General features: G+C 59.1%; 12 protein-coding genes. 8 read left to right on the forward strand and 4 right to left on the reverse strand.

The features are described from left to right. The first annotated feature begins 4 nt into the window (after positions 1 to 4). The 6 genes from nuoJ to Q9R34_RS15125 all read left to right on the forward strand — a co-directional run bounded on the left by nuoJ (position 5) and on the right by Q9R34_RS15125 (position 6,385). Positions 5 to 544 (forward strand): NADH-quinone oxidoreductase subunit J, encoded by a 540-nt coding sequence (gene nuoJ / locus Q9R34_RS15100; protein ID WP_434122778.1) that lies wholly within the window; start codon positions 5 to 7, stop codon positions 542 to 544. Next, positions 541 to 843 carry an NADH-quinone oxidoreductase subunit NuoK gene (gene nuoK / locus Q9R34_RS15105; protein WP_003854236.1) on the forward strand — a complete coding sequence of 101 codons (303 nt, stop codon included), beginning with the start codon at positions 541 to 543 and terminating at the stop codon, positions 841 to 843. Before nuoJ ends, nuoK begins: the two co-directional genes overlap by 4 nt. Next, positions 840 to 2,675, forward strand: coding sequence for an NADH-quinone oxidoreductase subunit L (gene nuoL, locus Q9R34_RS15110; RefSeq protein ID WP_434122779.1), 1,836 nt, complete (start codon positions 840 to 842; stop codon positions 2,673 to 2,675). Before nuoK ends, nuoL begins: the two co-directional genes overlap by 4 nt. Before the next feature lie 212 nt (positions 2,676 to 2,887). After that, positions 2,888 to 4,408 carry an NADH-quinone oxidoreductase subunit M gene (gene nuoM, locus Q9R34_RS15115; RefSeq protein WP_434122780.1) on the forward strand — a complete coding sequence of 507 codons (1,521 nt, stop codon included), beginning with the start codon at positions 2,888 to 2,890 and terminating at the stop codon, positions 4,406 to 4,408. Positions 4,409 to 4,414: 6 nt separating this feature from the next. Then, the gene (gene nuoN / locus Q9R34_RS15120) at positions 4,415 to 5,872 is read left to right on the forward strand and encodes an NADH-quinone oxidoreductase subunit NuoN (protein WP_434122781.1); all 1,458 of its coding nucleotides are present in this window, start codon (positions 4,415 to 4,417) and stop codon (positions 5,870 to 5,872) included. A 63-nt stretch (positions 5,873 to 5,935) separates the two neighbouring features. Next, positions 5,936 to 6,385, forward strand: a complete 450-nt coding sequence (locus tag Q9R34_RS15125) for a GNAT family N-acetyltransferase (RefSeq protein ID WP_485894736.1) — start codon at positions 5,936 to 5,938, stop codon at positions 6,383 to 6,385. Between the two features lie 211 nt (positions 6,386 to 6,596). On the opposite strand, the gene Q9R34_RS15130 is transcribed toward Q9R34_RS15125, so the two are convergent. Continuing rightward, entirely contained in the window at positions 6,597 to 8,255 is a 1,659-nt protein-coding gene (locus Q9R34_RS15130; RefSeq protein ID WP_434122784.1) for a glucan biosynthesis protein D, read from the reverse strand. 272 nt (positions 8,256 to 8,527) lie between these two features. Between Q9R34_RS15130 and elaB the strand changes: the two genes are divergently transcribed. Together elaB and Q9R34_RS15140 are read left to right on the forward strand one after the other, a co-directional pair. Next, complete coding sequence (elaB, locus tag Q9R34_RS15135; protein WP_033750444.1) at positions 8,528 to 8,839, forward strand: stress response protein ElaB; 312 nt, start codon at positions 8,528 to 8,530, stop codon at positions 8,837 to 8,839. Between the two features lie 166 nt (positions 8,840 to 9,005). After that, a complete protein-coding gene (locus Q9R34_RS15140) occupies positions 9,006 to 10,202 on the forward strand; it encodes a nicotinamide mononucleotide deamidase-related protein YfaY (RefSeq protein WP_485894739.1) in 1,197 nt (398 codons plus the stop codon). A 180-nt stretch (positions 10,203 to 10,382) separates the two neighbouring features. Here the strand turns inward: Q9R34_RS15140 and yfaE are convergent, their stop codons facing one another. The 3 genes from yfaE to nrdA all read right to left on the reverse strand — a co-directional run bounded on the left by yfaE (position 10,383) and on the right by nrdA (position 14,140). Beyond that, positions 10,383 to 10,643, reverse strand: a complete 261-nt coding sequence (yfaE, locus tag Q9R34_RS15145) for a class I ribonucleotide reductase maintenance protein YfaE (protein ID WP_033791632.1) — start codon at positions 10,641 to 10,643, stop codon at positions 10,383 to 10,385. Positions 10,644 to 10,645: 2 nt separating this feature from the next. Then, the gene (gene nrdB / locus Q9R34_RS15150) at positions 10,646 to 11,776 is read right to left on the reverse strand and encodes a class Ia ribonucleoside-diphosphate reductase subunit beta (protein WP_434122786.1); all 1,131 of its coding nucleotides are present in this window, start codon (positions 11,774 to 11,776) and stop codon (positions 10,646 to 10,648) included. 78 nt (positions 11,777 to 11,854) lie between these two features. After that, positions 11,855 to 14,140: a class 1a ribonucleoside-diphosphate reductase subunit alpha gene (gene nrdA, locus Q9R34_RS15155; RefSeq protein WP_434122787.1), complete on the reverse strand. Its 2,286-nt coding sequence runs from the start codon at positions 14,138 to 14,140 to the stop codon at positions 11,855 to 11,857. Positions 14,141 to 14,271: the final 131 nt, after the last annotated feature.

Here is a 14,271-nt window from a genome sequence, read left to right on the forward strand (position 1 = left end):
CGGCATGGAAATTGCGTTTTATCTTTGCGGACTGGTGGCGGTGCTGACGACGCTGCGCGTCATCACCCATACCAATCCGGTACATGCGCTGCTGTACCTGATCGTGTCGCTGCTCTCCGTTGCGGGCGTCTTCTTTTCGCTCGGTGCTTACTTCGCTGGCGCGCTGGAGATTATCGTTTATGCCGGCGCCATCATGGTGCTGTTCGTCTTCGTGGTAATGATGCTCAACCTGGGTAACGCCACGGTGAAACAGGAGCGCGACTGGCTGCAGCCCTCGCTGTGGATTGGCCCGGGCCTTGTCTCTCTGCTGCTGCTGGTGGTGATGGTGTATGCCATTCTGACCGCCAACGATCAGGGTATTGACGGTACGGTTATCGATGCCAAAGCGGTAGGCATCAGCCTGTTTGGCCCTTACGTTCTGGCGGTAGAACTCGCCTCTATGCTGCTGCTAGCGGGTCTGGTGGTGGCGTTCCATGTTGGACGCGAAGAGCGCCAGGGCGAGGTGCTGAGCAACCGCGACGCCAATAAGGAGGAGCACGCATGATCCCGTTACAACACGGCTTAATACTTGCCGCCGTGCTGTTTGTCCTTGGACTGACATCACTGGTGATACGCCGCAACCTGCTGTTTATGCTGATCGGCCTTGAGATTATGATCAACGCGGCCGCGCTGGCGCTGGTCGTCGCAGGCAGCTACTGGGGACAGGCGGATGGTCAGGTCATGTATATCCTGGCGATCAGCCTTGCGGCGGCGGAAGCCAGCATTGGCCTGGCGCTGCTGCTTCAGCTCTATCGTCGTCGTCAGACGCTGAACATTGATACTGTGAGCGAGATGCGCGGATGAATCTTCTCTACTTAACAATCCTGTTTCCGCTAATCGGCTTCCTGCTGTTGGCGTTTTCGCGTGGTCGCTGGTCGGAGAACCTGTCGGCCGCGATCGGTATGGGCTCGGTGGGCCTGGCGGCGCTGGTGACGCTCTATGTCGGTATCGACTTTTTCGCTAATGGCCAGCAGCCCTTTAACCAGGCGCTCTGGACCTGGATGCAGGTCGGCAATTTCGACATCAAGGTCAATCTGACGCTCGACGGTCTGTCGCTCACCATGCTGTCGGTGGTGACCGGCGTCGGTTTCCTGATCCACATGTTCGCCTCCTGGTATATGCGCGGCGAAGAGGGCTACTCCCGCTTCTTCGCCTACACCAACCTGTTCATCGCGAGCATGGTGGTGCTGGTGCTGGCTGACAACCTGATGCTGATGTATCTCGGCTGGGAAGGGGTGGGGCTCTGCTCCTATCTGCTGATCGGCTTCTACTACAGCAATCCGGAAAACGGCAAAGCGGCGATGAAGGCTTTTATCATCACCCGCGTCGGGGACGTCTTCCTCGCCTTTGCGCTCTTTATCCTCTACAACGAACTGGGCACGCTCAACTTCCGCGAGATGATGGAACTGGCGCCGCAGCACTTTGCGGCGGACAACCATATGCTGCAGTGGGCGACGCTGATGCTGCTGGGCGGCGCGGTGGGTAAATCGGCCCAGCTGCCGCTGCAAACCTGGCTGGCGGATGCGATGGCCGGTCCGACGCCGGTGTCGGCGCTGATCCACGCCGCAACCATGGTCACGGCGGGCGTCTATCTGATCGCCCGCAGCCACGGCCTGTTCCTGCTGACGCCGGACGTGCTGCATCTGGTCGGTATCGTCGGTGCCATTACGCTGGTGCTGGCGGGCTTCGCCGCGCTGGTGCAGACCGACATCAAACGCGTGCTGGCCTACTCGACCATGAGCCAGATCGGCTATATGTTCCTGGCGCTTGGCGTGCAGGCGTGGGACGCGGCGATTTTCCACCTGATGACGCACGCCTTCTTTAAAGCGCTGCTGTTCCTCTCGTCAGGTTCGGTGATCCTCGCCTGCCATCACGAGCAGAACATCTTTAAAATGGGCGGCCTGCGTAAAAGCATTCCGCTGGTGTACGCCTGCTTCCTGGTGGGCGGCGCCGCGCTGGCTGCGCTGCCGCTGATTACGGCAGGCTTCTACAGTAAAGATGAAATCCTGTTCGGCGCGCTGGCGAATGGCCACATCAATCTGATGGCGGCTGGCCTGGTGGGCGCCTTCCTGACCTCTATCTATACCTTCCGCATGATCTTCATCGTGTTCCACGGCGAAGAGAAGATCCACGCGCATGCGGGCAAAGGGATTACTCATCATCTGCCGCTGATCGTGCTGCTGGTGCTGTCGACCTTCGTTGGCGCGCTGATCACGCCGCCGCTGGCGGGCGTGCTGCCGCACAGCGAAGCTGGCGAAGCGGGCAAGGTCGGCCTGGAGATCGCCTCCGGCGTGGTCGCCGTGGTCGGTATCCTGATCGCCGCCGCGCTCTGGCTGGGCAAACGTCAGCTGGTCAGCCGCATCGCCAACAGCGCGCCGGGCCGCTTCTTCGGCACCTGGTGGTTTGCTGCCTGGGGCTTCGACTGGCTCTATGACAAAGTGTTCGTCAAACCCTATCTCGGTATCGCCTGGCTGCTGCAGCGCGACCCGCTGAATGCGGTGATGAACCTGCCTGCGCTGGTGTCGCGTATCGCCAACAAAGGTCTGGTAGTCAGCGAAAACGGCTATCTGCGCTGGTATGTCGCCTCGATGAGCGTAGGCGCCGTGGTGGTGCTGGCGCTGATGCTGGTGGTGTAAGGTTGATGAGCGGGGCGGCTCGGCGAGTCGCCCCAGGTCAAGAATGTTAAAAATTGCCTTATATGAGGGCATTATCGGCGCAGTCAGTTTGGGGACCGCCAGCGCTTAGCAACCAGAGCGTACTGAAGTACGTGAGGATTGCGAGCACTGCCGGGAGCCAAAATGACAAGCAGGATAGCCCGAAAACAGGCAGAAAAAAGGGAAAGACTTCAGTGCTACTACCTTGGCTAATAATCATTCCATTCGTCGGCGGCTTGCTCTGCTGGCTGGCTGAGCGCCTCGGCGCGAAAACGCCGCGCTGGATAGCCCTGATCACCATGGGCCTGACGCTGGCAATTTCGCTGCAGCTCTGGCTGCAGGGCGGCTATTCACTGACGCAGGCCGCGGGCATGCCGCAGTGGCAGTCGGAGTTCTCCGCCTCCTGGATCCCGCGCTTTGGCATTAATTTCCATCTGGCGCTGGATGGCCTTTCGCTGCTGATGGTGGTGCTGACCGGCCTGCTCGGCCTGATGGCGGTGCTTTGCTCCTGGAACGAAATCGAGAAGTATCAGGGCTTTTTCCATCTCAACCTGATGTGGATTCTGGGGGGCGTCATCGGCGTCTTCCTGGCGATCGATATGTTCCTGTTCTTCTTCTTCTGGGAGATGATGCTGGTGCCGATGTACTTCCTCATCGCGCTCTGGGGTCACAAGGCATCTGACGGTAAAACGCGTATCACCGCCGCCACCAAGTTTTTCATCTATACCCAGTCTTCTGGTCTGGTGATGCTGATTGCGATTCTGGCGCTGGTGTTTGTGCACTACAACGCCACCGGCGTCTGGACGTTCAACTACGAGCAGCTGCTGAAAACGCCGATGTCGCATACGGTGGAATATCTGCTGATGCTGGGCTTCTTTATCGCCTTCGCGGTAAAAATGCCGGTGGTGCCGCTGCACGGCTGGCTGCCAGACGCCCACAGTCAGGCGCCGACTGCAGGTTCAGTGGACCTCGCAGGCATCCTGCTGAAAACCGCTGCTTACGGTCTGCTGCGCTTTAGCCTGCCGCTGTTCCCTAACGCCTCGGCGGAATTCGCGCCGATCGCCATGTGGCTGGGCATTATCGGTATCTTCTACGGTGCCTGGATGGCCTTCTCGCAGACCGATATCAAACGTTTAATCGCCTACACCTCGATTTCCCATATGGGCTTCGTGCTGATCGCCATCTACACCGGCAGCCAGCTCGCCTTCCAGGGCGCGGTGGTGCAGATGATTGCGCACGGCCTCTCCGCCGCCGCGCTCTTTATTCTGTGCGGTCAGCTCTACGAGCGTCTGCATACGCGCGATATGCGTCAGATGGGCGGTCTCTGGTCGCGCATTAAGTGGATTCCGGGTCTGTCGCTCTTTTTTGCGGTCGCGAACCTGGGGATGCCGGGCACCGGCAACTTCGCCGGCGAATTTATGATCCTGACGGGCAGCTTCCAGGTGGTGCCGGTGATTATCGTTATCGCTACCTTTGGTCTGGTGTTCGCCTCGGTCTACTCGCTGATCATGATGCAGCGCGCCTACTACGGCGAGGCGAAGTCGAAAGAGCCGCTGCCGGGCATGTCGCCGCGTGAATTTACCATGATTATGGTGCTGGTGGTCCTGCTGGTGCTGCTGGGCGTTTACCCGCAGCCGATTCTGGATACGTCCCATGCCGCCATGAGCAATATTCAGCAGTGGTTTACCGCTTCAATTTCAACTACAAGGCCGTAATTCGCCATGACAATAACTTTTCAACAATTGATCGCGTTGCTGCCGCTGTTGATCGTCGGATTGACGGTGGTGGTTGTGATGCTGTCCATTGCCTGGCGACGCAACCACTTTGTTAACGCCACGCTGACGGTCATCGGTCTCAACCTGGCGCTGGTTTCGCTCTGGTTTGTGGGGCAGGCGGGCGCAATGGACGTGACGCCGCTGCTGCGGGTCGATCCTTACGCCGTGTTCTACACCGCGCTGGTAATTCTGGCGAGTCTGGCCACCTGTACCTTTGCCTATCCCTGGCTGGCCGGTTTCCCGGACAATAAGGATGAGTTCTATCTGCTGGTGCTGATTGCGGCGCTGGGCGGCATCGTGCTGGCGAGCGCCAATCATCTGGCGTCGCTGTTTATCGGTGTCGAGCTGCTGTCGCTGCCGCTGTTCGGTATGATCGGCTACGCCTTCCGGCAGAAACGTTCGCTGGAAGCGGCGCTGAAATATACCATTCTGTCAGCGGCCGCCTCCTCTTTCCTGCTGTTCGGCATCGCGCTGATCTATGCCGATTCCGGCAGCCTGAGCTTCGTGAAGCTGGGAGAGAGCCTGAACGACACCATGATTCAGCAGCCGCTGCTGCTGGTGGGTCTCGGCATGATGATTATCGGCCTTGGCTTTAAGCTGTCGCTGGTGCCGTTCCACCTCTGGACCCCGGACGTCTATCAGGGCGCGCCTGCGCCGGTGTCGACCTTCCTTGCTACCGCCAGTAAAATCGCCATTTTCGGCGTGATCATGCGTCTGTTTATGTACGCGCCGCTGACCGACAGCGAGGCCGTGCGCACCGTGCTGGGCCTGATCGCCTTCGTGTCGATTCTGTTTGGCAACCTGATGGCGATTTCGCAGAGCAACATTAAACGTCTGCTGGGTTACTCCTCGATTGCCCATCTCGGCTACCTGCTGGTGGCGCTGATCGCGGTGAAAACTCATCAGCTGTCGCTGGAGACCGCAGGCGTTTATCTGGCGGGCTACCTGTTCAGCAGCCTGGGCGCGTTTGGCGTCGTCAGCCTGATGTCCAGCCCGTACCGCGGCCCGGACGCCGATTCGCTCTACTCTTACCGCGGTCTGTTCTGGCACCGTCCGGTGCTGTCGGCGGTGATGACGGTGATGATGCTGTCGCTGGCCGGCATTCCAATGACGCTCGGCTTTATCGGCAAATTCTACGTGATCGCTTCCGGCGTCAACGCGAAGCTGTGGTGGCTAACGGCGGCGGTGGTGGTCGGCAGCGCCATCGGCCTCTACTACTATCTGCGTGTGACCGTGAGCCTTTATCTCAGCCCGCCGGAGCTGCATACGCGCGATACCCCGGCCAACTGGGCGTTCACCGCCGGCGGCGTGGTGGTGCTGATCTCCGCGATTCTGGTACTGCTGCTCGGCGTCTATCCGCAGCCGCTGATTACGCTGGTACAGATGGCGCAGCCGCTGATGTAAACTGCGTTTACCCTTATGAAATCAGGCCCACGGGCCTGATTTTTTTTGTCTTCAGGAGAGCCTATGGATATCAGCTGGCAGGACAGGCATCACCGCGAACTGAGCGCGCAGCAGCTTTATGCGCTGCTGGCGCTGCGCTGTGAAGTCTTTATCGTGGAGCAGACCTGTCCCTATCTGGACGTCGACGGTCAGGATCTGGTGGCGGATAACCGCCATATTCTGGGGATGCGCGGTGACCAACTGGTGGCCTACGCGCGTATTCTGACGCCTGCGGACGAGGCGGCGCCGGTGGCGATTGGGCGCGTAATCGTCTCCGCCAGCGCGCGCGGTCTCAATCTCGGCAACCGGCTGATGGAGCAGGCGCTGCGCAGCTGTGAACGACACTGGCCAGGGCGCGAGCTTTATCTGTCGGCGCAGGCGCACCTGCAGGATTTCTATGGGCGCCTCGGTTTTCGGGCGGTCGGCGAGATCTATCTGGAAGACGGTATTCCGCATATTGATATGCGCAAATAAATACGGCGTGGGCTTGCTGTTACAGGCGGCTGCTCAGGTAGGGAAGCGGGTGACGTGGACCGAAGAGCAAAGCGTCCTGCGCCAGGGATGGCGCAGGCCGAGCTGGCAGGGATGCCGTTTTTTGCGTCTTTGCGATCGGGCCACGTCACCCGCGTCGGCTCAGTATCAGCCATATAAAAACGGCGAGCTTTTAGCTCGCCGTTCTTCTCTTTTAGCCTACCGTCATCTGGCGGTCATCAACATATTTGCGCTGATCTGGCGGCGGCGGGAAGTACTGGTAAAGCCAGGTCTCGCTCAGGGTTTCATCTTTGGTGCGCAGGAACAGACGCATCTCCACCGGCGTAGTGGCGTCGCTCTCTGGATACCAGTCGAACAGGATGCGATAGCCGTTCATCGGCTCGACGTAGAGGATCTCCACCTGCTTAAAGGTGCCGGATGACAGGGTAATCACCGGCTCGATGCCCTTCGGCGCGGCCGCTTTTAAATCTCCGCCGACGAAATCGATGGCGAAGCGACGGCACCACGTCTCAGGGAAGTGCTCGCCCGGCGCCCAGCCTTCCGGGAAGCCGCCGATGCCGGTGCGGGTGGCGTCGACGCGCGCCAGACCGCTGCGCACCGGCGGCAGGCCGCTCCAGTAAAGCTTGTAGGAGAAGCTGAATTCGCTGCCCGCCTTCACCGGCTCGGCTGGCTGCCAGAAGCAGACGATATTATCCAGCGTTTCGCCGGTGGTGGGGATCTCCATCAGATTGATGGCGCCTTTGCCCCATTTGCCGATCGGCTCCACCCACAGGCTGGGGCGTTTGTCATACCAGCCGATCACATCCTGATAATCTTTGAAATCGTGATTAAGCTGCAGCAGGCCAAAGCCGCGCGGGTTCTCATCCTGATAGGCGTTAAACTGCAGCTTCTGCGGATTATTCAGCGGGCGCGCGATCCACTCGCCGCTGCCGCTCCACATCGCCAGGCGATCAGAGTCGTGGATCTGCGGATGATAGGTGTTGCACATGCGGCGCTCGTTGGTGCCGCAGCTGAACATACTGGTCATCGGCGCGATGCCGAGCTGGCGGATCGCCTTGCGCGCAAAGAGATGATTCTCCACCTCCATGACCACGCGGGTCGCCTCGCAGTGAATAGTGAACTTATAGGCGCCGGTCAGGCTGGCGCCGTCCAGCAGGGCGTAGACGACAAAGGTGGTATCGTCCGCTTTCGGCGTTTCAAACCAGAATGCGGTGAAGTCTGGAAACTCCTCGCCGCCGTTGCTGAAGGTGTTGACCGCCACGCCGCGCGCGGAGAGGCCGTACTGATAGGTGTCGTCCACGGCGCGGAAGTAGCTGGCACCGAGGAAAGAGACGATATCGCGCCGCGCCAGCTCTGGCTTTTTAAAGGCGCGGAAGCCGGCGAAGCCGAGATCGTTTTTGCCCACCAGCTGCTGCGTATCCACCTTCGCGTTGTTGTAGTTGAACAGTTCAGGGCGGAAGTGGATCTCGCGCGCTTCGCGGCTGTCGGCGTCGACCGAGAACATGCGGATGCGGCGCTTAAAGCCCATGCCGACGTGGAAAAACTGCACGTCGAGCTGACGATCGGGGATGTTGTTCCACAGCGAGTGACCGGCGTCGTACTGAATTTCGTTGTACGCCTGCGGCGTAAGGGTCGCCAGCGTCTCTGGCAGCGCGCCAGGCGCGCCGCCCCAGGGCTGCTTCGCCAGCGCGGCGGCTTTCTTTTTCAGTACATCGAAATCGAAGCGCACGGCGGCACCGTCTGCAATGCCATCTTCTGCCCAGGCGGATTGCGCAAACAGCGTGGACAGGCCGGTCATGCCGCTGACGGCGGAGAAGGCCATTGACGCTTTCATAAACATTCTTCGATTCATGCCAGAAATTATTCCTTAGCGTTCGAGTGTGTTGTGACTGTCCTGCTCTGCGCGCAGGTGATCTAAAAGCGCAGATAACAGCAGGGTACGACAGTCTGTCAGGTGAAAAATTCAGTCCGCCTTAAATTTATCAGATTAATCAAGAAGGCCGAGGAATTTCGTCTGAAATCGGGCTGAGGCAAACTCGGGGGAATCCTGGTGACACTATCCTGCAAACGGCGATTTTGCCGCTATAGTTAAAAGACTGCTTTGTAAATGACACGGAGGAAATGATGGTAAAAGAGACAGAAGCTTTTGACACCAATCTGGATGATGATTTGGCGCTATTGACCGAGACGCTGGAAGAGGTGTTGAAGTCGTCAGGCGATCCGACCGATCAGAAATACATCGAACTCAAAACCAAAGCGGAGCAGGCGCTGGAAGATGTGAAGTCACGCGTAAGTCAGGCTTCCGACAGCTACTACTATCGCGCGAAAAACGTCGCCTACCGCGCCGACGACTACGTGCATGAGAAGCCCTGGCAGGGTATCGGCATCGGCGCAGCCGCCGGTCTGGTGCTCGGCCTGCTGCTGGCGCGTCGCTAAGGCGTGCTGCTCAAAACGGCGGGGCGACCCGCCGTTTGTTTCTTCCTTCCCCGCCTTTCTTGCCTGTTTGCCCCTTATCGCCCGCTGACGCGAAAGACGCACTATTGTGTTGAGTTTACTCAGCGCGCTTCCTACAGTAGATCGATGGACAAAAGGAGATGACAACGTGATAAGAGTCGAGATGCTGTCTACAGGGGATGAGGTGCTGCACGGCCAAATCGTCGATACTAATGCCGCCTGGCTGGCGGATGTGCTGTTTCAGAACGGGTTGCCGATGAGCAGCCGCAGCACGGTGGGCGATTCGCTGTCGTCGCTGGTGGAAACGCTCCAGGCGCGCAGCGAGGTGGCGAATGTGCTGATCGTCAACGGTGGGCTCGGCCCGACCAGCGACGATCTCAGCGCGCTGGCGGCGGCGAAAGCCTGCGGCGTCGAGCTGGTGCTGCATCAGGCGTGGCTGGATAACATGGAGGCGTGGTTTGCCAGCCGCGGCCGCGTAATGGCGGCGAGCAATCGCAAGCAGGCGGAGATCCCCGCCAATGCTGAAATGCTGGATAATCCGGTCGGCACCGCCTGCGGCTTTGCGCTGCGGCTGAATCGCTGCTGGATTTTCTTTACCCCCGGCGTGCCTTCTGAATTCAAGGTGATGGTGGAGCAGCAGATTCTGCCACGCCTCAAGCAGCAGTTCGACCTGCCTGACCCGCCGCTCTGCCTGCGCCTCACCACCTTCGGCCGTGGCGAGAGCGATATTGCCGCCGAACTTGAGCCGCTGGCGCTGCCGGAAGGGGTGGTGATGGGCTATCGCTCTTCAATGCCGATTATCGAAATTAAACTGACCGGACCGGCCGCCCAGCGCGTGGCGATGGAGCAGGTCTGGCAGCAGGTGCGTCTGCTGCTGGCGGAGTGCACCATTTTCGAAGGCACGGAAGGTCTGCCAGCGCTGCTGGCGCGCGAGCTTAAGGATCGCGGCTTCCGTCTGGCGCTTAGCGAGCAGTACACCGCCGGACTGCTGCACTGGCAGCTGGCGGCGGCAGAGGTGCCGCTGAGCGCGGCGGAAATTCTGCCAGCGCATCAGGAGGGGCTGGAGGAGCAGGTGCAGCGTACGCGCGCGCTGGCGGCGCATCAGGGGACGGTGCTGGCGCTGTCGACCGGTGCGCTGGAAGAGGGGGAAGTGTCGCTGGCGCTGCATACGCCGGAAGCGAGCTGGGGACAGCGGGTGAAGTTCACTCACGGTCGGCACAATCTGGAGACGCGGCAGAAGGTGGTGGCGATGATGGCGATGAATATGCTGCGCCGCTGGCTGCACGGCAGCGAGGTCAGCACCGGCCACGGCTGGATTGATGCGCTGGAGTCGGTGAAGCTGTAAAGGGCACTGTCATTGCTAACAGACCGCAAAAAAGCTCGGGCGCGGGTGTCATGGCCCGAGGAGCAAAGCGTCCCGCCCCAGGGATGGGGCGGGCCGAGCTGGCAGGGATGCCGCTTTTGCGTCTTTGCGATCGGGCCATGACACCCGCGCTGGCACGGTTATCGCAGGCAACAAAACTTGCTACAGCTCGATTTCAATCTCGCCTTTCGCCAGACAGCAGCAGGGCAAAATCTCGCCCTGCTCCACAAACGCCAGCGGCGTTTCGGCATAGTGAACTTCGCCCTTCAGCAGGCGCGTGCGGCACGAACCGCAGTAGCCTTCGCGACACTGAAACTCCACGCACAGATTATGCGCTTCCAGCGTCGTCAGCAGGTTAGGGTGATGCTCTGCGCACTCCAGCCGCTGGCCAGAGCTGCGCAGGATAATAACGGCACGGCTCATACTTACAGCTGGAAATCGTTAAAGTCGTCTTCGCCCACTTCCGAGTCGATCTGACCCACCAGGTAGGAGCTCACTTCCACTTCCTGCGGCGCGACCTGCACGTTGTCCGACACCAGCCAGGAGTTAATCCACGGAATCGGGTTGGAGCGCGTCTGGAACGGCAGATCCAGGCCCACCGCCTGCATGCGGATATTGGTGATGTACTCGATGTACTGGCAGAGAATATCTTTGTTCAGGCCGATCATCGAACCGCCGCTAAACAGATATTCCGCCCACTCTTTCTCCTGCTCGGCCGCTTTCTTGAACAGATCAAAACATTCGTCACGGCATTCGGCGGCGATCTCTTTCATTTCGGGATCGTCTTCGCCGGTGCGCATCAGGTTCAGCATATGCTGGGTGCCGGTCAGGTGCAGCGCTTCGTCACGGGCAATCAGACGGATAATCTTGGCGTTGCCTTCCATCAGTTCGCGCTCGGCGAAAGCGAAAGAGCAGGCGAAGCTGACGTAGAAGCGGATCGCCTCCAGCGCGTTCACGCTCATCAGGCAGATATAGAGCTGCTTTTTCAGCGCGCGCAGGTTCACGGTCACGCTTTTGCCGTTAACCTGATGCGTGCCTTCGCCCAGCAGATGCCAGTAGTTGGTCATCTCGATCAGATCGTCGTAGTACTTAGAGATATCCTGCGCGCGCGCGAGGATCTGCTCGTTGGTGACGATATCGTCGAATACCAGCGACGGGTCGTTGACGATGTTGCGGATGATATGGGTGTAAGAGCGCGAGTGGATGGTCTCGGAGAAAGCCCAGGTTTCGACCCAGGTTTCCAGCTCGGGAATAGAAATCAGCGGCAGCAGGGCGACGTTCGGGCTACGGCCCTGAATCGAATCGAGCAGGGTCTGGTATTTCAGGTTGCTGATAAAAATATGTTTCTCATGCTCCGGCAGCGCCTGATAGTCGATGCGGTCGCGCGAGACGTCGACCTCTTCCGGACGCCAGAAAAAGGAGAGCTGCTTTTCAATCAGCTTTTCAAAAATGTCATATTTCTGCTGGTCGAAACGCGCCACGTTGACGGACTGACCAAAGAACATCGGCTCTTTCAGCTGATCGTTTTTATTCTGTGAGAACGTAGTGTAAGCCATACAAACTGTCCAAATGTAGACGGGGCGCAGCGCGGCCCCGTGAAATAACGCAGGCGGGAGACGCGCTCCCGCCCAACCTTAAATCTTACAAGCGCCGCTTTCGCAACCGTCATCCTGGATAGACGGCGCCAGATCGTCCTGCGCGTCTTCCGCGCCGTCGCGGGTGTTCTGGTAGTAGAGCGTTTTCACGCCGAACTTATACGCGGTCAGCAGATCTTTCAGCAGCTGCTTCATCGGCACCTTGCCGTTGGCAAAGCGCGACGGATCGTAGTTGGTGTTAGAAGAGATCGCCTGATCGATAAACTTCTGCATCACCCCGACCAGCTGCAGATAACCGTCGTTGGACGGCATTTCCCACAGCAGCTCGTACTGATCTTTCAGACGCTCATACTCCGGCACCACCTGACGCAGAATGCCATCTTTAGAGGCTTTGATGCTGATATGGCCGCGCGGCGGCTCGATACCGTTCGTGGCGTTAGAGATCTGCGACGACGTCTCGGACGGCATCAGCGCGGAGAGCGTGGAGTTGCGCAGGCCGTGCGTCTTGATTGACTCGCGCAGGCCGTCCCAGTCCAGGTGCAGCGGCTCGTTGCAGATGGTGTCGAGATCCTTTTTATAGGTATCGATCGGCATAATGCCCTGCGAGTAGGTGGTTTCGTTGAACCACGGGCAGGCGCCTTGCTCTTTCGCCAGCTCGTTCGAGGCTTTCAGCAGGTAGTACTGAATCGCTTCGAAGGTTTTGTGCGTCAGGTTGTTGGCGCTGCCGTCGGAGTAGCGCACGCCGTTCTTCGCCAGGTAGTAAGCGAAGTTGATCACGCCGATACCCAGGGTGCGGCGGCCCATCGCGCCGCGTTTCGCAGCCGGAATCGGGTAGTCCTGATAGTCGAGCAGGGCGTCCAGGGCGCGTACCGCCAGGGTCGCCAGCTCTTCCAGATCGTCCAGGCTCTCGATCGCGCCGAGGTTAAACGCCGACAGGGTGCAGAGGGCGATTTCGCCGTTCTCGTCGTTGACATCTTCCAGCGGTTTGGTCGGCAGCGCGATCTCCAGGCAGAGGTTAGACTGGCGCACCGGCGCAATGCTGGCGTCGAACGGGCTGTGGGTGTTGCAGTGGTCGACGTTCTGGATGTAGATGCGGCCGGTGGAGGCGCGCTCCTGCATCATCAGCGAGAAGAGGTCGACCGCTTTCACGCGCTGTTTGCGGATGCTGTCGTCTTTCTCATATTTGGTGTAGAGACGCTCAAACTCGTCCTGATCGGCAAAAAAGGCGTCATACAGGCCGGGCACGTCGGACGGGCTGAACAGGGTAATCTCTTCGCCCTTCAGCAGACGCTGATACATCAGCTTGTTGATCTGCACGCCATAGTCCATGTGACGCACGCGGTTGCCTTCCACGCCGCGGTTGTTCTTCAGCACCAGCAGGCTCTCTACTTCCAGATGCCACATCGGGTAGAACAGCGTCGCCGCGCCGCCGCGCACGCCGCCCTGCGAGCAGGACTTCACCGCGGTCTGGAAGTGCTTGTAGAACGGAATACAGCCGGTGTGAAAGGCTTCGCCGCCGCGGATCGGGCTGCCCAGCGCGCGAATGCGGCCGGCGTTGATGCCGATACCGGCGCGCTGCGACACATACTTCACGATAGCGCTGGAGGTGGCGTTAATGGAGTCAAGGCTGTCGCCGCACTCAATCAGCACGCAGGAGCTGAACTGGCGCGTTGGGGTGCGGACGCCGGACATGATCGGCGTCGGCAGCGAAATCTTAAAGGTAGAGATCGCGTCGTAGAAGCGCTTGATGTAGTCCATACGCGTGTCGCGCGGATAGCCGGAGAAGAGGCAGGCGGCGACCAGGATATAGAGGAACTGCGCGCTCTCGTAGATATCGCCGGTGACGCGGTTCTGCGCCAGATATTTGCCTTCCAGCTGCTTAACCGCCGCGTAGGAGAAGTTCATATCGCGCCAGTGGTCGATAAAGCCGTCCATCTGCTCGAACTCTTCAACCGTGTAGTCTTCCAGCAGATGAGGGTCATATTTACCCATCTCCACCATGCGCACCACCTGGTCGTACAGCTTCGGCGGCTCGAACTGGCCGTAGGCTTTTTTACGCAGGTGGAAAATCGCCAGACGGGCAGCAAGGTATTGATAGTCCGGCGCGTCGCGCGAGATCAGGTCTGCTGCGGCCTTGATGATGGTTTCATGAATATCAGAAGTTCTGATGCCATCGTAGAACTGGATATGGGAGCGCAGCTCAACCTGGGAGACAGAGACGTTATTCAGTCCTTCAGCGGCCCAGTCGAGTACCCGGTGAATCTTATCGAGATCAATGCGTTCCTGGCGGCCATCGCGTTTAGTAACGAGCAGACTTTGATTCATGTCGCGTTATACCATCCGTAAGTGAAAAAGAGTCCCCTGTTTATTCACAGGGTTATTCAATGTGAATAATTCTGTGGATAAACACTATATGTTGGGGGTTGGAAGAGATTGAGTAACAATATGGAGGTTAT

Source organism: Enterobacter sp. BRE11 (assembly GCF_031844285.1).
In the GTDB taxonomy this organism is placed as follows: domain Bacteria; phylum Pseudomonadota; class Gammaproteobacteria; order Enterobacterales; family Enterobacteriaceae; genus Pantoea.

Bases quoted from the DNA above. Each gene is read 5' to 3' on its own strand.
- nuoN (WP_434122781.1), top strand. From the start codon at position 4,415: ATGACAATAACTTTTCAACAATTGATCGCGTTGCTGCCGCTGTTGATC.
- nrdB (WP_434122786.1), bottom strand. From the start codon at position 11,776: ATGGCTTACACTACGTTCTCACAGAATAAAAACGATCAGCTGAAAGAG.
- nuoK (WP_003854236.1), top strand. From the start codon at position 541: ATGATCCCGTTACAACACGGCTTAATACTTGCCGCCGTGCTGTTTGTC.
- Q9R34_RS15125 (WP_485894736.1), top strand. From the start codon at position 5,936: ATGGATATCAGCTGGCAGGACAGGCATCACCGCGAACTGAGCGCGCAG.
- Q9R34_RS15130 (WP_434122784.1), bottom strand. From the start codon at position 8,255: ATGAATCGAAGAATGTTTATGAAAGCGTCAATGGCCTTCTCCGCCGTC.
- yfaE (WP_033791632.1), bottom strand. From the start codon at position 10,643: ATGAGCCGTGCCGTTATTATCCTGCGCAGCTCTGGCCAGCGGCTGGAG.
- nrdA (WP_434122787.1), bottom strand. From the start codon at position 14,140: ATGAATCAAAGTCTGCTCGTTACTAAACGCGATGGCCGCCAGGAACGC.
- elaB (WP_033750444.1), top strand. From the start codon at position 8,528: ATGGTAAAAGAGACAGAAGCTTTTGACACCAATCTGGATGATGATTTG.
- nuoJ (WP_434122778.1), top strand. From the start codon at position 5: ATGGAAATTGCGTTTTATCTTTGCGGACTGGTGGCGGTGCTGACGACG.
- nuoL (WP_434122779.1), top strand. From the start codon at position 840: ATGAATCTTCTCTACTTAACAATCCTGTTTCCGCTAATCGGCTTCCTG.